Source organism: Streptomyces sp. SCA2-17, from assembly GCF_044336695.1.
The window spans coordinates 773,539-794,858 of record NZ_CP117521.1; the positions used below are offsets into that span (position 1 = coordinate 773,539).

21 protein-coding genes are annotated in these 21,320 nt (G+C 71.9%); 1 reads left to right on the plus strand and 20 read right to left on the minus strand.

Features of this window, described 5'->3' with window-relative positions:
• Positions 1-15: 15 nt before the first annotated feature.
• From gmk to pyrR, 10 genes are all read right to left on the minus strand, one after another.
• Complete coding sequence (gene gmk / locus PS271_RS03365; protein ID WP_398379956.1) at positions 16-606, minus strand: guanylate kinase; 591 nt, start codon at positions 604-606, stop codon at positions 16-18.
• A gap of 38 nt (positions 607-644) precedes the next feature.
• The gene (locus tag PS271_RS03370; protein WP_030365336.1) at positions 645-968 is read right to left on the minus strand and encodes an integration host factor; all 324 of its coding nucleotides are present in this window, start codon (positions 966-968) and stop codon (positions 645-647) included.
• Between the two features lie 266 nt (positions 969-1,234).
• On the minus strand, positions 1,235-2,101 hold the full coding sequence (gene pyrF / locus PS271_RS03375) for an orotidine-5'-phosphate decarboxylase (protein WP_398379958.1): 867 nt from the start codon (positions 2,099-2,101) through the stop codon (positions 1,235-1,237).
• 90 nt (positions 2,102-2,191) lie between these two features.
• The gene (locus tag PS271_RS03380) at positions 2,192-3,295 is read right to left on the minus strand and encodes a quinone-dependent dihydroorotate dehydrogenase (protein WP_398379960.1); all 1,104 of its coding nucleotides are present in this window, start codon (positions 3,293-3,295) and stop codon (positions 2,192-2,194) included.
• 82 nt (positions 3,296-3,377) lie between these two features.
• Positions 3,378-6,689 carry a carbamoyl-phosphate synthase large subunit gene (gene carB / locus PS271_RS03385; RefSeq protein ID WP_398379962.1) on the minus strand — a complete coding sequence of 1,104 codons (3,312 nt, stop codon included), beginning with the start codon at positions 6,687-6,689 and terminating at the stop codon, positions 3,378-3,380.
• Positions 6,682-7,824 carry a glutamine-hydrolyzing carbamoyl-phosphate synthase small subunit gene (gene carA, locus PS271_RS03390; RefSeq protein ID WP_398379964.1) on the minus strand — a complete coding sequence of 381 codons (1,143 nt, stop codon included), beginning with the start codon at positions 7,822-7,824 and terminating at the stop codon, positions 6,682-6,684. Before carA ends, carB begins: the two co-directional genes overlap by 8 nt.
• Complete coding sequence (locus PS271_RS03395) at positions 7,821-8,324, minus strand: PH-like domain-containing protein (RefSeq protein WP_398386657.1); 504 nt, start codon at positions 8,322-8,324, stop codon at positions 7,821-7,823. Before PS271_RS03395 ends, carA begins: the two co-directional genes overlap by 4 nt.
• 74 nt (positions 8,325-8,398) lie before the next feature.
• The gene (locus PS271_RS03400; RefSeq protein WP_398379966.1) at positions 8,399-9,688 is read right to left on the minus strand and encodes a dihydroorotase; all 1,290 of its coding nucleotides are present in this window, start codon (positions 9,686-9,688) and stop codon (positions 8,399-8,401) included.
• Positions 9,688-10,668 carry an aspartate carbamoyltransferase catalytic subunit gene (locus tag PS271_RS03405; protein ID WP_398379968.1) on the minus strand — a complete coding sequence of 327 codons (981 nt, stop codon included), beginning with the start codon at positions 10,666-10,668 and terminating at the stop codon, positions 9,688-9,690. Before PS271_RS03405 ends, PS271_RS03400 begins: the two co-directional genes overlap by 1 nt.
• A 95-nt stretch (positions 10,669-10,763) precedes the next feature.
• Positions 10,764-11,333, minus strand: a complete 570-nt coding sequence (pyrR, locus tag PS271_RS03410) for a bifunctional pyr operon transcriptional regulator/uracil phosphoribosyltransferase PyrR (protein WP_356276932.1) — start codon at positions 11,331-11,333, stop codon at positions 10,764-10,766.
• Between the two features lie 234 nt (positions 11,334-11,567).
• Between pyrR and bldD the strand changes: the two genes are divergently transcribed.
• Positions 11,568-12,068 carry a transcriptional regulator BldD gene (gene bldD / locus PS271_RS03415; RefSeq protein ID WP_004948690.1) on the plus strand — a complete coding sequence of 167 codons (501 nt, stop codon included), beginning with the start codon at positions 11,568-11,570 and terminating at the stop codon, positions 12,066-12,068.
• An 80-nt stretch (positions 12,069-12,148) separates the two neighbouring features.
• Here bldD and nusB read toward each other — a convergent pair whose 3' ends face one another.
• The 10 genes from nusB to mltG form a co-directional block, all read right to left on the minus strand.
• Positions 12,149-12,583 (minus strand): transcription antitermination factor NusB, encoded by a 435-nt coding sequence (gene nusB / locus PS271_RS03420; RefSeq protein WP_398379970.1) that lies wholly within the window; start codon positions 12,581-12,583, stop codon positions 12,149-12,151.
• 2 nt (positions 12,584-12,585) lie between these two features.
• Positions 12,586-13,152 (minus strand): elongation factor P, encoded by a 567-nt coding sequence (gene efp / locus PS271_RS03425; protein WP_398379972.1) that lies wholly within the window; start codon positions 13,150-13,152, stop codon positions 12,586-12,588.
• Positions 13,153-13,202: 50 nt separating this feature from the next.
• Positions 13,203-14,312: an aminopeptidase P family protein gene (locus tag PS271_RS03430; protein ID WP_398379974.1), complete on the minus strand. Its 1,110-nt coding sequence runs from the start codon at positions 14,310-14,312 to the stop codon at positions 13,203-13,205.
• Positions 14,313-14,415: 103 nt separating this feature from the next.
• Positions 14,416-15,147, minus strand: coding sequence for an AAA family ATPase (locus tag PS271_RS03435; protein WP_398379976.1), 732 nt, complete (start codon positions 15,145-15,147; stop codon positions 14,416-14,418).
• Between the two features lie 149 nt (positions 15,148-15,296).
• Positions 15,297-15,755, minus strand: coding sequence for a type II 3-dehydroquinate dehydratase (gene aroQ / locus PS271_RS03440; RefSeq protein WP_398379978.1), 459 nt, complete (start codon positions 15,753-15,755; stop codon positions 15,297-15,299).
• Positions 15,752-16,843, minus strand: coding sequence for a 3-dehydroquinate synthase (gene aroB, locus PS271_RS03445; RefSeq protein ID WP_398379980.1), 1,092 nt, complete (start codon positions 16,841-16,843; stop codon positions 15,752-15,754). The genes aroQ and aroB overlap by 4 nt, the downstream gene beginning before the upstream one ends.
• A 7-nt stretch (positions 16,844-16,850) precedes the next feature.
• Positions 16,851-17,396, minus strand: coding sequence for a shikimate kinase (locus PS271_RS03450; RefSeq protein WP_398379982.1), 546 nt, complete (start codon positions 17,394-17,396; stop codon positions 16,851-16,853).
• On the minus strand, positions 17,393-18,577 hold the full coding sequence (gene aroC, locus PS271_RS03455; RefSeq protein ID WP_235481956.1) for a chorismate synthase: 1,185 nt from the start codon (positions 18,575-18,577) through the stop codon (positions 17,393-17,395). Before aroC ends, PS271_RS03450 begins: the two co-directional genes overlap by 4 nt.
• A 159-nt stretch (positions 18,578-18,736) precedes the next feature.
• Positions 18,737-19,576: a shikimate dehydrogenase gene (locus PS271_RS03460; protein WP_398379985.1), complete on the minus strand. Its 840-nt coding sequence runs from the start codon at positions 19,574-19,576 to the stop codon at positions 18,737-18,739.
• Positions 19,576-21,228: an endolytic transglycosylase MltG gene (gene mltG / locus PS271_RS03465; RefSeq protein ID WP_398379987.1), complete on the minus strand. Its 1,653-nt coding sequence runs from the start codon at positions 21,226-21,228 to the stop codon at positions 19,576-19,578. The genes PS271_RS03460 and mltG overlap by 1 nt, the downstream gene beginning before the upstream one ends.
• Between the last annotated feature and the right edge of the window lie 92 nt (positions 21,229-21,320).

Sequence of the window (21,320 nt, forward strand, 5' to 3'; positions counted from 1 at the left end):
GGTGAAGAAAGATGGTCAACGGAGCAAGGCTAGCAGCTCACGCGCAACGTCCTCGACGGAGGTGTTGACCAGCGTGACGTCGAACTCCGACTCGGCGGCGAGCTCGACCTTGGCCGCCGCGAGGCGGCGCTCGATCACCTCGGGGGACTCGGTGCCCCGGCCGGTGAGCCGGCGGACCAGCTCGTCCCAGCTCGGCGGCGCCAGGAAGACCAGCTGAGCGTCCGGCATGGTCTCGCGGACCTGCCGGGCGCCCTGGAGGTCGATCTCCAGCAGCACCGGCTCACCGGCCTCCAGGCGGTCGAGGACCGCCCGGCGCGGCGTGCCGTAGCGGTTGCCGGCGAACTCGGCCCACTCCAGCAGCTCACCGTTGGCGATGAGCTTGTCGAACTCCTCGTCGTCCACGAAGAAGTACTGGACACCGTCCTGCTCGCCGGGGCGCGGCTTGCGGGTGGTGGCCGAGACCGAGAGCCACACCTCGGGGTGCGCCTTGCGCATATGGGCGACGACCGTGCTCTTGCCGACCCCGGATGGGCCGGAGAGCACGGTCAGCCGCGGTTGTCTGGCCGGGGATACGGGGGACGTCCCCCGGGAGACTGCAGTACTCATGCAGCGATTATCCCGGTTCGCGGGAGTGCCTGGGAACGTCAGGCGGCCTTGCCGCCGAACTCACGCTCCAAGGATGCGATCTGGTTCGAGCCGAGCCCGCGCACACGACGGCTCTCGGAGATCCCGAGCCGCTCCATGATCTGCTTGGCGCGGACCTTGCCCACGCCCGGCAGGCTCTCCAGGAGTGCGCTGACCTTCATCTTGCCGATCACTTCGTTCGTCTGGCCCTGCGCGATGACATCGTGCAGCGAGGCTCCGGAGTGCTTGAGCCGATTCTTGACCTCGGCGCGCTCCCGGCGAGCCGCGGCGGCCTTTTCGAGCGCGGCAGCGCGCTGTTCAGGGGTAAGGGGCGGAAGAGCCACGCCTACGTCACCTCGGATATCGAACTGTCGGATAACGGACCGGTGAGGAACCTAGTAGGCCCACACCTGGATGAGCAACGAGCAACGCGCTTGCACGTTCGCTCTCGTCGGAGACTAGCGGCCGATTCCGCTCCAGTCAGCGAGAACAAGCGAAAAGTCCTGGTCAGACTCGCTCGACCAGGACTTTTCCGGACATATAGACCAACAATTTTGACGCTTCCGCGGCGGACGCCGGCACCACCGGCCGCGCGGCGGGCCCCCGGCGGCTACCCCGCCGCCGGGTCCGCGGCGCTCACGGCCTCCCGCACCTCGGCGGCGAACCGCTCGGCGCTCGCCCGCAGCGCCGTGGCGTCCGGCCCGTGCCGGAGCACGCCGCGGCTCACGTTCGGCACCACGTCGCGCACGGCCGCGCCGAAGACCTTCGGCAGGTCGGCCGCGGTCGCGCCCTGGGCGCCGATGCCGGGCGCGAGCAGCGGGCCGTTGATGTCCAGATCCGCGCGGGCCGCGCCGAGGCTGCCGCCCAGGGTGGCGCCGACGACCGCGCCGAAGGAGCCCATGGGCGCGGCGTCCGCGTTCTCGGCCCGCAGGTGGTCCAGCATGGTCGCGGCGACGCTCGCGCCGTCGGCGCGCACGGCGTGCTGCACCTCGGCGCCCTCCGGGTTCGAGGTGAGCGCCAGGACGAACACGCCGGTGCCGCTCTCGCGCGCCAGCTCCAGCGCCGGGCGCAGCGATCCGTAGCCGAGGTAGGGGCTCACGGTCACGGCGTCGGAGAAGAGCGGGGAGGCGGGGTCGAGGTAGGTGGCGGCGTAGGCGGCCATCGTGGAGCCGATGTCGCCGCGCTTGGCGTCCATCAGGACCAGCGCGCCGGCCTCGCGGGAGTCGGCGACGGCCTGCTCCAGGACGGCGATGCCGCGGGAGCCGAAGCGCTCGAAGAAGGCGGACTGGGGCTTGAGGACGGCTACGCGGTCGGCGAGCGCCTCCACGACGGTGCGGGTGAAGCGCTCCAGGCCGTCGATGGTGTCGGGGAGGCCCCAGTCGGCGAGGAGGGAGGCGTGGGGGTCGATGCCGACGCAGAGGGGGCCGCGCTGGTCCATGGCACGGCGCAGACGCGCGCCGAAGGTTTCGGTAGTCATGGGTTTCCCTTTCCGGGTCGGGTGCGGGCCGTCGTCGGGTTGTGCCCACCCGTTCCGCCCTGCGGAACGACTGCCCACAACCAGCCGCGGTCAGCGAGTAGCGGCGCCCACCGCCTCGGCGAGGGTCTTGTACGGGCTTGCCGCGAGCTTTGCGGCCAGGCCCTGGTGGATCTTGCGGCACCAGAACGGGCCCTCGTAGATGAACGCGCTGTAGCCCTGGATCAGCGTCGCGCCCGCCAGGATGCGCTCCCAGGCGTCGTCGGCGGTCTCGATGCCCCCGACACCGACGAGGGTGATCCGGTCGCCCACGCGGGCGTACAGGCGGCTCAGGACCTCCAGCGAGCGGGCCTTGAGCGGGGCGCCGGACAGGCCGCCGGCGCCGATGGCCTCGACGGTGCGCTTCGGGGTGCGCAGACCGAGCCCCTCGCGGGCGATCGTCGTGTTGGTGGCGATGATGCCGTCCAGGCCGAGCTCGACGGCCAGGTCGGCGACGGCGTCGACGTCCTCGTCGGCGAGGTCGGGGGCGATCTTCACCAGCAGCGGCACGCGGCGCGAGGTGACCGTGCGGTCGGCGGCCTCGCGGACGGCGGCGAGCAGCGGGCGCAGCGCCTCCGTGGCCTGGAGGTTGCGCAGGCCGGGCGTGTTGGGCGAGGAGACGTTGACGACGAGATAGTCGGCGTGGGCGGCGAGGCGCTCGGTGGAGGTGACGTAGTCGGCGACGGCCTCCTCCTCCGGCACGACCTTGGTCTTGCCGATGTTGACGCCCACGGTGGTCCTGAAGACCTCCTTGCGGGCCGCCAGGCGCTCCGCCACGGCCGCCGAACCGTCGTTGTTGAAGCCCATGCGGTTGATCAGCGCGCGGTCCGCCACGAGGCGGAAGAGGCGCTTCTTGGGGTTGCCGGGCTGCGGCTGCGCGGTGACCGTGCCGATCTCGACGTGGTCGAAGCCGAGCATGCTCATGCCGTCGATGGCGGCGGCGTTCTTGTCGAAGCCGGCGGCGAGCCCGAAGGGGCCGTGCATGCGCAGGCCGAGCGCCTCGGTGCGCAGCTCCTTGTGGCGGGGCGCGAGGACGGCCGCGACGAAGGTGCGCAGGACCGGCACGCGGGCCGCGGCACGGATCCAGGCGAAGGCCAGGTGGTGGGCCTTCTCGGGGTCCATGCGCTTGAAGATCAGGTCGAAGAAGAGGCGGTACATGGCGGGCCTTCCGGGGCGAGAGGGGCGGACGGGTCGCATGCCGAGGGGGACACCTTCCGGTGTCCCCCTCGGCCCGGCACTCTTAGGCCTCGCGCGCCGCGGTCAGGTGCTCCGCGTGCTCCTGGAGGGAGCGCACCCCCACGTCACCGCGGGTGAGCGCCTCGATGCCCTGGACGGCGGCCGCGAGGGCCTGGACCGTGGTCAGGCACGGCACCGCGCGGGCGACCGCGGCCGTACGGATCTCGTAGCCGTCGAGGCGGCCGCCGGTGCCGTACGGGGTGTTGACGATCAGGTCGACCTGGCCGTCGTGGATGAGCTGGACGATCGTCTTCTCGCCGTTCGGGCCCTCGCCCTCGCTCTGCTTGCGCACGGCGGTGGCGTTGATGCCGTTGCGCCGCAGCACCTCGGCGGTGCCGGAGGTGGCCAGCAGCTCGAAGCCGTGGGCGACCAGCTCGCGCGCCGGGAAGATCATCGAGCGCTTGTCGCGGTTGGCCACCGAGACGAACGCCCGGCCCTTGGTGGGCAGCGCGCCGTAGGCGCCGGCCTGCGACTTCGCGTAGGCCGTGCCGAAGACGGAGTCGATGCCCATGACCTCGCCGGTGGAGCGCATCTCCGGGCCGAGGACGGTGTCCACGCCGCGGCCGGAGGCGTCGCGGAAGCGCGACCACGGCATCACGGCCTCCTTGACGGAGATCGGCGCGTCCAGCGGCAGCGTGCCGCCGTCGCCCTCCTTGGGCAGCATGCCCTCGGCGCGCAGCTCGGCGATGGTCGCGCCCAGCGAGATCCGGGCGGCGGCCTTGGCGAGCGGCACGGCGGTCGCCTTCGAGGTGAAGGGGACCGTGCGGGAGGCGCGCGGGTTGGCCTCCAGGACGTAGAGGATGTCCCCGGCCATGGCGAACTGGATGTTGATCAGGCCGCGGACGCCGACGCCCTTGGCGATGGCCTCGGTGGAGGCGCGCAGCCGCTTGATGTCGAAGCCGCCGAGGGTGATCGGGGGCAGGGCGCAGGCGGAGTCGCCGGAGTGGATGCCGGCCTCCTCGATGTGCTCCATGACGCCGCCCAGGTAGAGCTCGTGGCCGTCGTAGAGCGCGTCGACGTCGATCTCGATGGCGTCGTCGAGGAAGCGGTCGATGAGGACCGGGTGCTCGGAGATCAGCCCTGCGTGGCGCTCCAGGTACTCGCCGAGGGAGGGGTCGTCGTAGACGATCTCCATACCGCGGCCGCCGAGCACGTAGGACGGGCGGACCATGACCGGGTAGCCGATCTCGGCGGCGATGCCCTTGGCCTCCTCGAAGGAGAAGGCGGTGCCGTACTTGGGCGCGGGCAGGCCGGCCTCGGTGAGCACGCGGCCGAAGGCGCCGCGCTCCTCGGCGAGGTCGATGGCCTCGGGCGAGGTGCCGACGATCGGCACGCCGTTGTCCTTGAGCGCCTGGGCGAGGCCCAGCGGGGTCTGGCCGCCGAGCTGGACGACGACGCCCGCGACGGGGCCGGCCTCCTGCTCAGCGTGGACGATCTCCAGGACGTCCTCCAGGGTGAGCGGCTCGAAGTAGAGCCGGTCGGAGGTGTCGTAGTCGGTGGAGACGGTCTCGGGGTTGCAGTTGACCATCACGGTCTCGTAGCCCGCGGCGCTGAGCGCGAACGAGGCGTGGACGCAGGAGTAGTCGAACTCGATGCCCTGGCCGATGCGGTTCGGGCCCGACCCCAGGATGATCACCGCGGGCTTCTCGCGGCGGGCGACCTCGGTCTCCTCGTCGTAGGAGGAGTAGAAGTACGGGGTCTTCGCGGCGAACTCGGCGGCGCAGGTGTCGACCGTCTTGTAGGCCGGGCGGACGCCGAGGGCGTGCCGGACCTCGCGGACGACGGCCTCGGGCAGGCCGCGGATCTCACCGATCTGGGCGTCGGAGAAGCCGTGCCGCTTGGCCTCGGCCAGCAGCTCGGGCTCCAGCCGGACGGCGTCGGCGATCTCGGTAGCGATCTCGTGGATCAGGAAGAGCTGGTCGACGAACCACGGGTCGATCTTCGTGGCGTCGAAGACCTCCTCGGCGGTGGCCCCGGCGCGGATGGCCGCCATGACCGTGTTGATGCGGCCGTCCGTGGGGACGACGGCCTTCGCCAGCAGCTCCGCCTTGTCGCCGGGCGAGGAGACGAAGTCGAACTGCGAGCCCTTCTTCTCCAGCGAGCGCAGGGCCTTCTGCAGCGCCTCGGTGAAGTTGCGGCCGATGGCCATGGCCTCGCCCACCGACTTCATGGTGGTGGTGAGGGTGGCGTCGGCGGCCGGGAACTTCTCGAAGGCGAAGCGGGGCGCCTTGACCACGACGTAGTCGAGCGTGGGCTCGAAGGACGCCGGGGTCTTCTCGGTGATGTCGTTGGGGATCTCGTCCAGCGTGTAGCCGACGGCGAGCCTGGCGGCGATCTTGGCGATCGGGAAGCCGGTGGCCTTGGAGGCGAGCGCGGAGGAGCGCGAGACGCGCGGGTTCATCTCGATGACGATGACCCGGCCGTCCTCGGGGTTGACCGCGAACTGGATGTTGCAGCCGCCGGTGTCGACGCCGACCTCGCGGATGATCGCGATGCCGACGTCGCGGAGGATCTGGTACTCGCGGTCGGTGAGCGTCATCGCCGGGGCGACGGTGATGGAGTCACCGGTGTGCACACCCATGGGGTCGAAGTTCTCGATGGAGCAGACGACCACGACGTTGTCGTTCTTGTCGCGCATCAGCTCCAGCTCGTACTCCTTCCAGCCGAGGATGGACTCCTCCAGGAGCACCTCGGTGGTCGGGGAGAGCGTGAGGCCCTGGCCGGCGATGCGGCGCAGCTCCTCCTCGTCGTGGGCGAAGCCGGAGCCGGCGCCGCCCATGGTGAAGGAGGGGCGGACGACGACGGGGTAGCCGCCGAGCGTCTCGACGCCCGCGAGGACCTCGTCCATGGTGTGGCAGATGACCGAGCGGGCGGACTCGCCGTGGCCGATCTTGGCGCGGACGGCCTCGACGACGCCCTTGAACAGGTCGCGGTCCTCGCCCTTGTGGATCGCCTCGACGTTGGCGCCGATGAGCTCCACGCCGTACTTCTCCAGCACGCCGTTCTCGTGCATGGAGATCGCGGTGTTGAGCGCGGTCTGGCCGCCGAGGGTGGGCAGGAGGGCGTCGGGGCGCTCCTTGGCGATGATCTTCTCGACGAACTCGGGGGTGATCGGCTCGACGTACGTGGCGTCGGCGATCTCCGGGTCGGTCATGATCGTGGCCGGGTTGGAGTTGACGAGGATGACCCGCAGGCCCTCGGACTTCAGCACGCGGCAGGCCTGGGTGCCGGAGTAGTCGAACTCCGCGGCCTGGCCGATGACGATCGGGCCGGAGCCGATGACCAGAACGGACTGGATGTCGGTGCGCTTAGGCACGCTGGCCCTCCATCAGGGAGACGAAGCGGTCGAACAGGTACGCGGCGTCGTGCGGGCCTGCGGCTGCCTCGGGGTGGTACTGGACGCTGAATGCCGGCTGGTCGAGCAGCTGGAGGCCTTCCACCACGTCGTCGTTCAGACACACGTGGGAGACCTCCACCCGGCCGTACGGCGTGTCGGTCGCCCGGTCGAGCGGGGCGTCGACGGCGAAGCCGTGGTTGTGCGCGGTGACCTCGACCTTGCCGGTCGTGCGGTCCTGCACGGGCTGGTTGATGCCGCGGTGGCCGTACTTCAGCTTGTACGTGCCGAAGCCGAGCGCGCGGCCGAGGATCTGGTTGCCGAAGCAGATGCCGAACAGCGGCGTCTTGCGGGAGAGGACCTCGCGCATGACGGCGACGGGGTGGTCGGCGGTGCTCGGGTCGCCCGGGCCGTTGGAGAAGAACACGCCGTCGGGCTTGACGGCGTAGACGTCCTCGGCGGTGGCCGTGGCGGGCAGGACGTGCACCTCGATGCCGCGCTCGGCCATCCGGTGCGGGGTCATGCCCTTGATGCCCAGGTCGATCGCGGCGACGGTGAAGCGCTTCTCGCCGATCGCGGGGACCACGTAGGTCTCCTTGGTGGCGACCTCGGCGGAGAGGTCGGCGCCCGTCATCTCGGGGGCCTGGCGCACCTCGGCGAGCATGGTGCCCTCGTCGGGCAGGGAGTGCCCGGAGAAGATGCCGACGCGCATGGCGCCGCGCTCGCGCAGGTGGCGGGTGAGGGCGCGGGTGTCGATGCCGCAGATGCCGACGACGCCCTGCTTGGCCAGCTCCTCGTCCAGGGAGCGGCGCGAGCGCCAGTTGGACGGGATGCGGGCGGGGTCGCGCACCACGTAGCCGGCGACCCAGATGCGCGCGGACTCGGGGTCCTCGTCGTTGACGCCGGTGTTGCCCACGTGCGGGGCGGTCATCACCACGACCTGGCGGTGGTACGAGGGGTCGGTCAGGGTCTCCTGGTAGCCGGTCATGCCGGTGGAGAACACGGCCTCGCCGAAGGTCTCCCCCACGGCCCCGTAGGCCCGGCCGCGGAAGACCCGGCCGTCCTCCAGGACGAGTACGGCGGGGATCTTGGCAGTCCCCCTAGTGGAGGTCGTCATCGTGCGCCTTCCGTGTCGCTGTTCAGGTGGTGCAGGTGGGTGAGGGCCTCGGCCCAGGCTGCGTGCTCGGCCGCCTGGTCGGAGCGGAAACCGGAATCGATCTCGCGGTCCCCGTGCACCCAGGTGATCACCAGCAGGCCGCCCTCGGTGAGGACCTTGCCGGCGATGCCCTTGTCGAGCCGGGCGCCGCGCACCCGGTCGGCGGGGATGAAGAAGTCCTGGGCGCCCGGGCGCAGGACGGTGACGCCCTGCTCCGTCAGGGTGAGCTCGGCGCGGCTGCGGGTGCCGAGGCCGCGGGCGACGATGCGGTCGAGCCACTGGCCGGCCGTGGTGGAGCCGTGGTAGCGGCCCGTCATCGTCAGGGTGGGCTCGCCCTGGTCAGCGGGGGCGGCGGGGAGCTCGGGCAGGTCGCCCTGGAGCGTGCCGCGCCACTTCCAGCCCTCGCGCATCAGCCAGTAGAGCAGCGCGATGAAGAGCAGCAGCCCCACGACCCAGCCCATGCGCGCGGCCCAGTCGGTGACGTCGGCAGACTTCTGCTCGGCCGCCAGGTTGATCAGTGCAGATGGTGCTGATGTCACGCGAGTTTCCCGTCCACGACCGTTGCCCGGCCCCGCAGGAAGGTGTGGGTGACGCGACCCGGCAGCTCGCGGCCCTCGTAGGGGGTGTTGCGGCTGCGGGAGGCGAAGCCCGCGGGGTCCACGACACCACGGTAAGCGGAATCGACCAGGGTGAGGTTGGCGGGCTCACCGGCGGCGATCGGGCGGCCGTGGCCTTCGAGGCTGCCGATGCGGGCGGGCTTGAAGGACATGCGCTCGGCGACGCCGGCCCAGTCCAGCAGCCCGGTCTCGACCATCGTCTGCTGGACGACGGACAGCGCGGTCTCCAGGCCCACCATGCCCATGGCGGCCGCGGCCCACTCGCAGTCCTTGTCCTCGTGCGGGTGCGGGGCGTGGTCGGTGGCGACGATGTCGATCGTGCCGTCGGCCAGGGCCTCGCGCAGCGCCAGGACGTCGCGCTCGGTGCGCAGCGGCGGGTTCACCTTGTAGACCGGGTTGTACGAGCGGACGAGCTCGTCGGTCAGGAGCAGGTGGTGCGGGGTGACCTCGGCGGTGACGTCGATGCCGCGGGACTTGGCCCAGCGGACGATCTCGACGGAGCCGGCCGTGGACAGGTGGCAGATGTGCACCCGGGAGCCGACGTGCTCGGCGAGCAGGACGTCGCGGGCGATGATCGACTCCTCGGCGACGGCGGGCCAGCCGCCCAGGCCGAGCTCGGCGGAGACGATGCCCTCGTTCATCTGGGCACCCTCGGTGAGCCGGGGCTCCTGGGCGTGCTGGGCGACGACGCCGCCGAAGGCCTTCACGTACTCCAGGGCACGGCGCATGATCACGGCGTCGTCGACGCACTTGCCGTCGTCGGAGAAGACGGTGACGCCGGCGGCGGAGTCGTGCATGGCACCGAGCTCGGAGAGCTGCTTGCCCTCCAGGCCCACGGTGACGGCGCCGATCGGCTGCACGTCGCAGTAGCCGGACTCCTTGCCCAGGCGCCAGACCTGCTCGACGACGCCGGCGGTGTCGGCGACGGGGAAGGTGTTGGCCATGGCGAAGACGGCGGTGAAGCCGCCGCTCGCGGCGGCGCGGGTGCCGGTCAGGACGGTCTCGGAGTCCTCGCGGCCGGGCTCGCGCAGGTGGGTGTGGAGGTCCACCAGGCCGGGCAGCAGGATCTTGCCGTCGGCCTCGATGACCTGGGCGCCCTCGGGGGCGGTCAGGTCCGCTCCGACCTCGGCGATGGTCTCGCCGTCGATCAGCACGTCCTGCGGCTCTCCGCCGAGGACCTTCGCACCACGGATCAGGATCTTGGACATCAGTTGTTCTCCTCGGTGCGGGCGGTGGTGACGGCGGGCTCGGAACCGCCGAGCAGCAGGTAGAGGACGGCCATGCGCGTGCTGACGCCGTTGGCGACCTGCTCGACGGCCGTGCAGCGGTCGGAGTCGGCGACCTCGGCGGTGATCTCCATGCCGCGGTTCATCGGGCCGGGGTGCATCACGACGGCGTGCTCGGGCATCTTCGCCATGCGGTCGCCGTCCAGGCCGTAGCGGCGCGAGTACTCGCGCTCGGTCGGGAAGAACGCGGCGTTCATGCGCTCGCGCTGCACGCGCAGCATCATCACGGCGTCGGACTTCGGCAGCACGGCGTCGAGGTCGTAGGAGACCTCGCAGGGCCAGCTCCCGACGCCGACGGGCACCAGCGTGGGCGGGGCGACGAGGGTGACCTCGGCGCCGAGGGTGGTCAGCAGGTGGACGTTGGAGCGGGCCACGCGGCTGTGCAGCACGTCGCCGACGATCGTGATGCGGCGCCCGGAGAGGTCCTGGCCGATCCCGGCGTCCCGGCCGACCAGGCGGCGGCGCATGGTGAAGGCGTCCAGCAGGGCCTGGGTGGGGTGCTCGTGGGTGCCGTCGCCGGCGTTGACGACGGCCCCGTCGATCCAGCCGGAGTTCGCCAGCCGGTAGGGGGCGCCGGAGGCGTGGTGGCGGATGACGACGGCGTCCGCGCCCATGGCCTCCAGGGTCAGCGCGGTGTCCTTCAGCGACTCGCCCTTGGAGACCGAGGAGCCCTTGGCGGAGAAGTTGATGACGTCGGCGGACAGGCGCTTGGCGGCGGCCTCGAAGGAGATGCGGGTGCGCGTCGAGTCCTCGAAGAAGAGGTTGACGACGGTGCGGCCGCGCAGGGTGGGCAGTTTCTTGATCGGCCGGTCCGCGACCCGGGCCATCTCCTCGGCGGTGTCGAGGATCAGGACGGCGTCGTCGCGGGTGAGGTCGGCGGCCGAGATGAGGTGGCGCTTCATCCGGTTCTCCGTGGGTTAAGGAGGTGTGCGAAGGCTGGGGCCGGGCATGCGGCGGCACGGTCCCGGGCAGCTCGCCGGGTCCGCGGAGGAGGGTGCTACTGCCCGTCGGCCGGGGCGGTCGTGCCCACGCCGAGGAGCACGCTGTCGCGGCCGTCCTCCTCGGTGAGGTGGACCTTGACCGTCTCCCGCAGCGACGTCGGGAGGTTCTTGCCGACGTAGTCGGCACGGATGGGGAGTTCGCGGTGACCGCGGTCGACGAGGACCGCGAGCTGGACGGCACGGGGGCGGCCGAGGTCGTTCATCGCGTCGAGCGCGGCGCGGATCGTGCGGCCGGAGAAGAGCACGTCGTCGACGAGGATCACGAGCCTGCCGTCGATGCCCTCGCCGGGGATCTCCGTGCGGGCGAGCGCGCGCGCCGGGCGGAGCCGCAGGTCGTCGCGGTACATGGTGATGTCGAGGGAGCCGACCGGGGTCTTGCCTCCGGTGATCTCCTCGAGCTTGGCGGCCAGCCGGCGGGCGAGGAAGACGCCGCGGGTGGGGATGCCGAGGAGCACGACGTCGTCTGCGCCCTTGGCGCGCTCGACGATCTCGTGAGCGATACGGGTGAGAACCCGGGCGATGTCCGGTGCTTCGAGCACGGGACGCGCGCTGGGAATGGCGTCCATATGAAACGGACCTCCTTCTCCGCCTCACGGGACGGACATTAAAGGACGTCGGAATTACTCCCTCACCGTACCAGGCCCGGCGCCGGGAGCTCACCGTCACCCCTGCTGGAGGACGGTATGGACCATTCGGCTTGACGAAGTCAGATTACGCTGCGTAACCTCACAGTGAGTTACCAGACACGCGGCAGTCGCAGAAGACGCCGTCGCACGTCGATACAGCGTCCGGGGAGCTTTATGTCCAGCGAATACGCCAAACAGCTCGGGGCCAAGCTCCGCGCCATCCGCACCCAGCAGGGCCTCTCCCTTCACGGCGTGGAGGAGAAGTCCCAGGGCCGCTGGAAGGCCGTCGTAGTGGGTTCGTACGAGCGCGGCGACCGTGCCGTGACCGTGCAGCGCCTGGCCGAGCTGGCCGACTTCTACGGGGTTCCCGTGCAGGAGCTGCTGCCCGGCACCACGCCGGGCGGCGCCGCCGAGCCGCCGCCGAAGCTGGTTCTGGACCTTGAGCGCCTGGCCCACGTGCCGGCCGAGAAGGCCGGCCCGCTCCAGCGTTACGCGGCCACCATCCAGAGCCAGCGCGGTGACTACAACGGCAAGGTCCTCTCGATCCGCCAGGACGACCTGCGGACCCTTGCCGTCATCTACGACCAGTCGCCCTCGGTGCTCACCGAGCAGCTGATCAGCTGGGGCGTGCTCGACGCGGACGCGCGCCGCGCGGTCCAGCACGAGGACGCCTGACACAGGGTCCGGCCTTGCAAACCGCCCGGGGGCGGGAAACCTTGCGGTTTCCCGCCCCCGGGCGGTTTGCGTTCTGCGGCTTACTTCTCGTCGCGCCTAAGGCTCGGCTTGAGCTCCTTGAAGCGGCCGAGCAGACCGTTGACGAAGGCCGGCGAGTCGTCCGTGGAGAACTCCTTGGCGAGCTGCACCGCCTCGTCGATCGCCACCGCGTCCGGAGTGCCGTCCTCCCAGATCAGCTCGTAGGCACCGAGCCGCACGATGTTCCGGTCCACGACCGGCATCCGGTCCAGGTCCCAGTCGACCGCGTAGGTGGAGATCAGCTCGTCGATGCGGGAGACGTGCTCCGCGTACCCCTCGACCAGCTCCATCGTGTACTCGTTCACCGGCGGCTGGCGGTCGTCGGACCGCGAGTGCCGGATCCAGTCCGCGAGCACGTTCTGCACGGTGACGCCGCGCTGGTCGGCCTCGAAGAGGATCTGGAAGGCGCGCTTGCGGGCCTTGCTGCGGGCAGCCACGGTTAGCTGTTCACCCGGCCGAGGTAATCGCCGGTGCGCGTGTCGACCTTGATCTTCTCGCCGGTGGTGACGAAGAGCGGGACCTGGATCTCGTAGCCCGTCTCCAGCTTGGCGGGCTTGGTGCCACCGGTGGAGCGGTCGCCCTGGACGCCCGGGTCGGTGTGGTCGATGGTCAGCTCGACGGCGGCCGGCAGCTCGACGTAGAGCACCTCGCCCTCGTGCGTGGCCACGGTGGCGGTGAAGCCCTCCAGCAGGAAGTTGGCGGCGTCGCCCACGGCCTTGCGGTCGACCATCAGCTGGTCGTAGGTCTGCATGTCCATGAAGACGAAGTACTCGCCGTCCATGTAGGAGAACTGCATGTCGCGGCGGTCGACGGTGGCCGTCTCGACCTTCACGCCGGCGTTGAAGGTCTTGTCGACGACCTTGCCGGAGAGCACGTTCTTCAGCTTCGTACGGACGAAGGCGGGGCCCTTGCCGGGCTTGACGTGCTGGAACTCGACGACGGACCAGAGCTGGCCCCCGTCGAGCTTGAGCACCATGCCGTTCTTGAGGTCGTTCGTGGATGCCACGGTTGCGGTATCTCCTGGACTGGTGGAACCAGAAAGTGCGGTGCGCCCCGCTAGAGCGCGAGCAGCTCTTTGGTCGTGATGGTGAGTAGCTCGGGTCCGCCGTCCGCCTCGGGGCGGACGACGAGCGTGTCATCGATCCGGACTCCGCCGCGGCCCGGGAGGTGTACCCCCGGATCTACGGTGACCGGCACGCAAGCGTCCAGTTTACCCATTGCCGAAGGTGTCAGCCGAGGGTCCTCGTCGTTTTCGAGTCCCACGCCGTGTCCGATGCCCGGCCCGACCCGCTCGCCGTGCCCCGCGGCCTCCAGCACCAGGCGCGCCGCGCGGTCCACTTCCCGGTACGGAGTGCCCGGCGCGAGCGCCTCCCGGCCGGCCCGCTGGGCGGCGAACACCTGGTCGTAGAGCTCGATCTGCCAGTCCGCCGGGCTGGTGCCGATCACGAACGTCCGGCCGATCTCGCTGCGGTAGCCGCGGTAGTCGGCGCCCACGCACACGCTGAGGAAATCTCCCTCCTCCACCCGGCGGTCGCCCGGCAGGTGCCCGGCCAGCCCCGAGTTCGGGCCCGCGCCCACCGAGGTGGGGAAGGCCGGGCCCGTCGCGCCGTGGTCCACCAGCCGGCGCTCCAGCTCCAGGGCCAGGTGCCGCTCGGTGCGCCCGACCAGGATCGACTCCAGGAGCTCCCCCAGGGCCTGGTCGGCGATCTCCGCGGCGATCCGCAGGGAGGAGATCTCCTCGTCGTCCTTGACGAGCCGCTGCTGCTCCACGGCCGGGCCGAGGTCGGTCAGGCGCAGCCGGGGCGCGACGGACCGCAGGGTGCGGTGGCGGGAGACCGTCAGGTGGTGCTCCTCCACGGCGAGCGAGCTCCTGCCCGCGGCCGCGGCGTGCTCGGCGGCGGCGACGGCCGGGTCGCCGTCCGCCTCGGCCAGTACGACGACCTGGAGGTCCTCGGCGGCCCGGGGGCCGGAGGCCTCGCCGCCGCAGGGGTCGCAGGGACACACCAGGACGTCCCGGCCGGGGCAGACGAGCAGGACCGCCCCGGCCGGGGCGGTGCCGGCCAGATAGCGGACGTTGGCGTTCCCGGAGACCAGGGCGGCCTCGCTGCCGGCCGCGTGGCAGCGCTCGCGCAGCCGGTCGCGGCGCGCCGCGTACACCTCGGACATGTCTCTGAGCCTACGGCGGGGTGGCGCGGGCGGCCGTCCCAGCGCGTCCGACCGGGCACCGGCGCCCGCCCGCCCGGCCAGGGGCCGGCCGGCGGGCGGGCGGTCACCAGCTGGGCGGGCTGGCCAGCGAGCGGGCGACGACCTCGTCGAGGAGGCGGGCGGTGGTGGTGACGTCCTGCTGGGAGTTGTCGATGATGGGCAGGCCGGAGCCGTACCAGCCGGCCATCCTGCCGTGGATCCGGGCCACCTCATCGTCGCCGAGGCGGCGGTTGCCCGAGCGCTCGGCGTTGCGCTCCAGGACGACCTCCAGGCCGGGCAGCAGGACGACGGGGAGCAGGCCGGGGCCCACGTGGCGCTTCCAGCCGCCGAGGCCGACGGCGGGCCGGTCGGGGAAGACGGCGTCGTCGAGGATGCAGGAGATGCCGTTGGCGAGGAAGTTGCGGGCGGCGAAGCCGCAGGTGCGGCGGGCCAGCCGGTACTGCGCCTCGGAGTGGTCGTTCCAGCCGGACTGCGGGTCGGCGAAGCCCGAGCGCACCCACTCGCGGACGTCGTCCAGGCTGATGTGGGCGGTGGGCACGCGGCGGGTGTCCGCCCAGTGCCGGGCCACGGTCGTCTTCCCGGCGCCGGCCGGGCCGATGAGGATCACCGCGACCGGGGCGTGGGCGGGATCGACGGGCTGCGCGGCGGGCGCGGGGCCCGGCACGGGTGCGCCCTGCGGAAGCACGAAATGGCCGGTCTGCGCGGCGGGATGACCGGTCTGCGCGGCGGGCGGCGGGGGCGTGCCCGGCATCGGGGGGTGGGCCGGCGGCAGCGGCGGTCCCGCGGGGTACTGCATCCGGTGGCACTCCGTCTCGTAAGGGCGCGGGCGTCAGGGGCGCCCGGTGGCGTGAGCTGAGAGGCCCTCAGCTCACGCCACCGGGCGTCGGCCAGACGGGAGAGTACCCGAGCCCCGTCCCCGTTGCCCCTGCAGGGGCAACGGCCGCGTCAGCCCGCGAGTTCCTCGGCCAGGGCCCGCAGCGCGAGCCGGTAGGAGCCGATGCCGAAGCCCGCGACGGTGCCGCTGGCGACGGCCGCGATCACGGAGGTGTGGCGGAACTCCTCGCGCGCGTACGGGTTGGAGATGTGCACCTCGATCAGCGGCGCGGTGCGCTGGGCGGCCGCGTCGCGCATGGCGTACGAGTAGTGCGTGAAGGCGCCGGGGTTGATGACGACCGGGAGGGCGCCGTCGGCCGCCTCGTGCAGCCAGCGGACCATCTCGCCCTCGTCGTTGGTCTCCCGCACGTCCACGGCGAAGCCGAGCTCCGCGCCGAGCCGGGCGCACGCCTCCACCAGGCCCTTGTAGGACGTCGAGCCGTAGACGTCGGGCTCGCGCGAGCCGAGCCGGCCCAGGTTGGGGCCGTTGAGGACCAGGACCTTCCGCGGCTGCTCCGGCACGGCGCTCACGCCGCGATCTCGGCGTGCGCCGCGAGCAGCATCGCCGGGTCGGGGCCCTCCAGGACCGTCGGCTTGGCCAGGCCGTCCAGGACGATGAAGCGCAGCCGGTCGCCGCGGGTCTTCTTGTCGACCTTCATGGTCTCCACCAGCTTGGGCCACTGGTCTCCGCGGTAGGTGACGGGCAGGCCCACGGAGGTGAGGATCGCGCGGTGCCGGTCGGCGGTCGCGTCGTCGAGGCGGCCGGCGATGCGGCCGAGCTCGGCGGCGAAGACCATGCCGACGGCGACGGCCGCGCCGTGCCGCCAGTTGTAGCGCTCGTTCTTCTCGATGGCGTGGGCGAGGGTGTGGCCGTAGTTGAGGATCTCGCGCAGGCCCGACTCCTTGAGGTCGGAGGAGACCACATCGGCCTTGACCCGGATCGCGCGCTCGATCAGCTCGGCGGTGTGCGGCCCGGCGGGGGTGCGGGCGGCCTCGGGGTCGGCCTCGATGAGGTCGAGGATGGCCGGATCCGCGATGAAGCCCGCCTTGATGACCTCGGCGAGGCCGCTGACGTAGTCGTGGACCGGCAGCGAGTCCAGCGCGGCCAGGTCGCACAGGACGCCGGCGGGCGGGTGGAAGGCGCCGACGAGGTTCTTGCCCTCGGCGGTGTTGATGCCGGTCTTGCCGCCGACGGCGGCGTCGACCATGGCCAGCACCGTGGTGGGCACAGGGATCCAGCGCACGCCGCGCAGCCAGGTGGCGGCGACGAAGCCGGCGAGGTCCGTGGTGGCGCCGCCGCCCACGCCGACGATGACGTCGGTGCGGGTGAAGCTGGTCTGGCCCAGCGCCTTCCAGCAGTAGGCCGCGACCTCGACGGTCTTGGACTCCTCGGCGTTGGGCAGCTGGATCGCGATGGCCTCGTAGCCCTGGGAGGCCAGATCCTCGCGGATCGCCTGGCCGGTCTCGGCGAGGGCCTCCGGGTGGAGCACGGCGACCCGCTTGGCCTTGGGGCCGATGAGGCCGGGCAGCTCGCCCAGCAGCTGGCGCCCGACCAGGACCTCGTACGGGTCGGTGCCCGCGCTGCCGGCGACCTGGATGCGGGTGGGGGCGTCGGTCATGCGTTCCTCACTGCGTGGTGTCCTGTGTACGGTCGCCGGGCACCGGGGCCAGGTGCAGGGCCTCCAGCACGGCGTCGGCGACCTCGTCCGGCGTGCGGCCGCCGGTGGTGACGGTGGCGCGGGCGACCTCGGTGTAGAGCGGGCGGCGGGCCTCCATCAGCTCGCGCCAGCGCTGCCGCGGGTTGACCGCGAGCAACGGGCGCGGGGCGTCGAGGCCGACGCGCCGGACGGCGTCGGCGAGCTCGACGTCGAGGAAGACCACCGGCAGCCCCGCGAGGAGGGCCCGGGTCCCCTCGTCCATGATCGCGCCGCCGCCGAGGGAGAGCACGCCGGGGTGCCCGGCGACGGCGGCGCGCACCGCCTGCCGCTCCAGCTCGCGGAAGTGCGGCTCGCCCTCGTCGATGAAGATCTCCGGGATGGGCTTGCCGGCGGTCCGCTCGATGTCGGCGTCGGTGTCGCGGTAGCCGGTGCCCAGCCGCTGGGCGAGCAGGGCGCCGATGGTGGACTTGCCGGCTCCCGGCGGGCCCACCAGCACGACGGCGGGCGCGGTCACTTGATGGCCAGGTTCTCGAGGTAGCCCTGGACGTTGCGGCGGGTCTCGGCGACGTTGTCGCCGCCGAACTTCTCCGCCACCGCGTCGGCCAGGACGAGGGCGACCATCGCCTCGGCGACGATGCCGGCGGCCGGGACCGCGCAGACGTCGGAGCGCTGGTGGTGGGCCTGGGCGGCCTCGCCGGTGGCCACGTCGACGGTGCGCAGGGCGCGCGGCACGGTGGCGATCGGCTTCATGGCCGCGCGGACGCGCAGCAGCTCGCCCGTGGACAGGCCGCCCTCGGTGCCGCCGGAGCGGCCGGAGGTGCGGCGGATGCCGTCCTCGGTGGAGACGATCTCGTCGTGGGCCTGCGAGCCCGGCACCCGGGCCAGCTCGAAGCCGTCGCCGACCTCGACGCCCTTGATCGCCTGAATGCCCATCAGGGCGGCGGCGAGGCGGGCGTCCAGGCGGCGGTCCCAGTGCACGTGCGAGCCCAGGCCGACGGGGACGCCGTAGGCCAGGACCTCGACGACGCCGCCGAGCGTGTCGCCGTCCTTGTGGGCCTGGTCGATCTCGGCGACCATCGCCTTGCTCGCCGCCTCGTCCAGGCAGCGGACCGGGTCGGCGTCGAGCTTCTCGACGTCGGAGGGCGTGGGGTAGACGCCGAGCGGGGCCTTGGCCGCGGCCAGCTCGATGACGTGGGAGACGATCTCGATGCCCGTCGTCTCCTTGAGGTAGGAGCGGGCGACGGCGCCGAGGGCGACGCGGGCGGCGGTCTCGCGCGCGGAGGCGCGCTCCAGGATCGGGCGGGCCTCGTCGATCCCGTACTTCTGCATGCCCGCGAGGTCGGCGTGGCCGGGGCGGGGGCGGGTCAGCGGGGCGTTGCGGGCCATCGCCGCCAGCTCCTCCGGGTCCACCGGATCGGCCGCCATGACCTTCTCCCACTTGGGCCACTCGGTGTTGCCCACCATGACCGCGACCGGGGAGCCCATCGTCAGGCCGTGGCGCACGCCGCCGAGGAAGGTGACCTCGTCCCGCTCGAACTTCATGCGCGCGCCGCGGCCGTAGCCGAGCCGCCGGCGGGCCAGGTGGTCCGCCACCATGTCCGTGGTGACGGGGACACCGGCGGGCAGGCCCTCCAGCGTCGCCACGAGTGCCGGACCATGCGACTCACCGGCAGTCAGCCAGCGCAACCTGCTCAACGGGACTCCTCATGCTCGCGCGCCTTGGATCGTGCGGCGACCGGGTGCGCGGCCCCGGCCCGCCGCTTCTGATCCTCCCATGCCGCGCGGTCCCGCCCGCGCTCCGGTCCGCGTTGTGGAACGGACTGAGTCAGGTCGTGGTCACCCGGACGGGTGCCGTCAGCCGCGGGCGGCCAGGGCGGCCTCGCCCGCCGCGCGCATCGCGGCCAGCGGCGCCCGCGGACGACCGGTCATCTGCTCGACCTGGAGAACCGCCTGGTGGACCAGGAGGTCCAGGCCGCCGAGAACCGTGCCGCCGCGCGCGGACCAGGCCGCGGCCAGGGGCGTGGGCCACGGCTCGTAGAGCACGTCGAAGAGGGCGCCGGGGCGGTCCGGTACGGCCTCCGCGAGGGCGTCGGTGGCCCCCGCGGGAGTGGTGGCCACGACCAGCGGGGCGGTGAGCGCCTCGGCGGCGCGGGACCAGTCCTCGGTGCGGACGGCGACGCCGAGCCGCTCGCCCCACTCGCGCATCTCGGCCGCGCGGGCCGCGCTGCGCACGTACACGACGACCTCGCCCGTGCAGATCCCGGCCAGGGCGGCCAGGGCGGAGGACGCGGTGGCGCCCGCACCCAGCACGGCGGCGGAGGCGGTCCCGGTCACGCCGCGCTCGCGCAGGGCCGCGGCGATGCCGGGGATGTCGGTGTTGTCCCCGAGGCGGCGGCCGTCCTCCGTGAACACGACGGTGTTGACGGCCTCGACCGACGCGGCCGTGCTGCTGACCTCGTCCAGCAGCGGCATCACCGCCCGCTTGAGCGGCATGGTCAGGGACAGCCCGGCCCAGGTCTCGTCCAGCTTGTCGAGGAAGGCCGGCAGCGCGGCCTCGTCCACCTCGAACCGGTCGTACGTCCACTCCCCCAGGCCCAGCTCCGCGTACGCGGCGCGGTGCAGGACCGGGGAGAGCGAGTGGGCGATCGGGGAACCGAGGACGGCCGCGCGGCGGCGCTCCGGGGCGTGGCTCATCACTGCTTCCGGCTCTTGTTGAACTCGTCCACGAGCTTCTGGTGCTCTTGCAGGTTCTTGGTGAACGTCGTCTTCTCGTTGATGGAGACGAAGTAGTACCAGTCCCCCGGCTCCGGATCCATGGCCGCCTTGAGGGCCTGTTCGCCCGGGTTGCCGATGGGGCCCGGAGGCAGGCCCTTGTAGAAGTACGTGTTGTACGGGTCGTCGAGCGCCCGGAGCTGCTTGGGGCTGAGGTCCAGCTTGCTCTGGTTCTTCGTGTAGTTGTACGTCGAGTCGAACTCGAGCTTGCCGTTCGTCTCGATGTTCGTGGGCTTGAGGCGGTTGTAGATGACCCGCGCCATCTTGCGGAAGTCGTCGTGCGTCATGCCCTCGGCGTTGACCAGGCTGGCCACGGTGATCATCTGGAGCGGGGACTTGAGGCCCAGCTCGCGCGCCTTGCCCTCCAGGTCCTGCTTGGCGTAGTTCTCGTTGGCCCGGGCGACCATCTGCTTGAGGATGGTCTCCGGCTTGGTGCCCTTGCCGGCGCTGTACTGCGAGGGATAGAGGAAGCCCTCCAGCGGGTCCCTGATCTTGGGGTCGGTGTTGGCCCACGAGGGCAGCCCGAGGTTCTTCGCCTGGTTCTTGGCGACGTCCTTGGTGGTGCCCGCCGGAAGGCCCAGCTTCTGGTCGATGGCACCGTAGACCTGGACGGCCCGCCGGCCCTCGGCGATGGTCAGGAAGTTGCCGGCGTTGGTCATCATCTCGACGGCCGCCGCGCCGGACATCTGCTTGTGGAGCGTGTACGTGCCCGGCTGGATGGCCTTCTTGGCGGCGGCGTCGGTGAAGGCGCCGACGCTCTTGACGACGCCGGCCTTCTCCAGGACCCGGCCCATCTCGGTCAGGCTGGCCCCCTTGGGGATCTCGACCTGGACCTGGCCGTCGCCCTGGCCCTCGTAGTCCGGCGCCGCGCCGAAGTGGGTCTGCCAGTAGTCGTAGGCGAAGTAGCCGCCACCGCCCACGACGCCGAGGAGCACCACGGCGACCACCAGGCAGGCGGTGCCGCTGCGGCGCTTCTTGGGCTTCTTGGGCTTCTTGCCGCGCCGGTCGCGGCCGCGGGAGGGCTCCTCGCGCGGCTCGTCGTCGTCCTCGTCCCCGGGCAGGCCGGGCTCGCCGTCGTGCTCGCCGGGGCGGGCCGTGGCGGGAGGCAGGTCGTCGAAGAGGGAGATCTTCTCCTCGTCGGGCTCGGACCACTCCTGCTGCGGCTGGTACGACCCGGCGTGCTGCGCCTGCTGCTGCTGTTGCGTCTGATGCATCTGCTGCTGGGACTGCTGGTGCCCTTGCTGGCCGTGCGGCTGCTGAGGCACCTGGTGCTGAGGATGCTGCGGCTGCTGGGGATGCGGCTGCTGGGGATGCTGCGGCTGCTGCTGATAGCCGTCGGACGCGCCGTAGTAGTCGGACTGCCCGCCGCCGTACGTGCCGCCGCCCTGCTGCCCGTACTGCTGCTGCCCGCCCTGGGCGGGGTCCCAGCCATACTGCTGCTGGCCGTGACCGTACTGGGGCTGCTGCGACTGCTGCGGGTGCTGCTGCTGTCCGCCGCTGTAGCCCTGGTCCCCGTACAGCGGGTCGTCAGGATGCCACGGTTGGGAGCCGGAGCCCCGGCCGTACTCAGTCATCGATCCCCTAGAGCCGCGCAGCGGCAGCAGGTGGGCGCTCGGGAGGAGCGCGGTTCCCAGTCGTCCGGCCGCCGTCGAGGACGGGCGGCCGG

Coding starts and splice junctions, on each gene's coding strand:
- gmk (WP_398379956.1), bottom strand. CDS start 606: ATGAGTACTGCAGTCTCCCGGGGGACGTCCCCCGTATCCCCGGCCAGA.
- pyrF (WP_398379958.1), bottom strand. CDS start 2,101: ATGACTACCGAAACCTTCGGCGCGCGTCTGCGCCGTGCCATGGACCAG.
- PS271_RS03380 (WP_398379960.1), bottom strand. CDS start 3,295: ATGTACCGCCTCTTCTTCGACCTGATCTTCAAGCGCATGGACCCCGAG.
- carA (WP_398379964.1), bottom strand. CDS start 7,824: ATGACGACCTCCACTAGGGGGACTGCCAAGATCCCCGCCGTACTCGTC.
- PS271_RS03395 (WP_398386657.1), bottom strand. CDS start 8,324: ATGGGCTGGGTCGTGGGGCTGCTGCTCTTCATCGCGCTGCTCTACTGG.
- PS271_RS03400 (WP_398379966.1), bottom strand. CDS start 9,688: ATGTCCAAGATCCTGATCCGTGGTGCGAAGGTCCTCGGCGGAGAGCCG.
- PS271_RS03405 (WP_398379968.1), bottom strand. CDS start 10,668: ATGAAGCGCCACCTCATCTCGGCCGCCGACCTCACCCGCGACGACGCC.
- pyrR (WP_356276932.1), bottom strand. CDS start 11,333: ATGGACGCCATTCCCAGCGCGCGTCCCGTGCTCGAAGCACCGGACATC.
- bldD (WP_004948690.1), top strand. CDS start 11,568: ATGTCCAGCGAATACGCCAAACAGCTCGGGGCCAAGCTCCGCGCCATC.
- PS271_RS03430 (WP_398379974.1), bottom strand. CDS start 14,312: ATGTCCGAGGTGTACGCGGCGCGCCGCGACCGGCTGCGCGAGCGCTGC.
- PS271_RS03435 (WP_398379976.1), bottom strand. CDS start 15,147: ATGCAGTACCCCGCGGGACCGCCGCTGCCGCCGGCCCACCCCCCGATG.
- aroB (WP_398379980.1), bottom strand. CDS start 16,843: ATGACCGACGCCCCCACCCGCATCCAGGTCGCCGGCAGCGCGGGCACC.
- PS271_RS03460 (WP_398379985.1), bottom strand. CDS start 19,576: ATGAGCCACGCCCCGGAGCGCCGCCGCGCGGCCGTCCTCGGTTCCCCG.
- mltG (WP_398379987.1), bottom strand. CDS start 21,228: ATGACTGAGTACGGCCGGGGCTCCGGCTCCCAACCGTGGCATCCTGAC.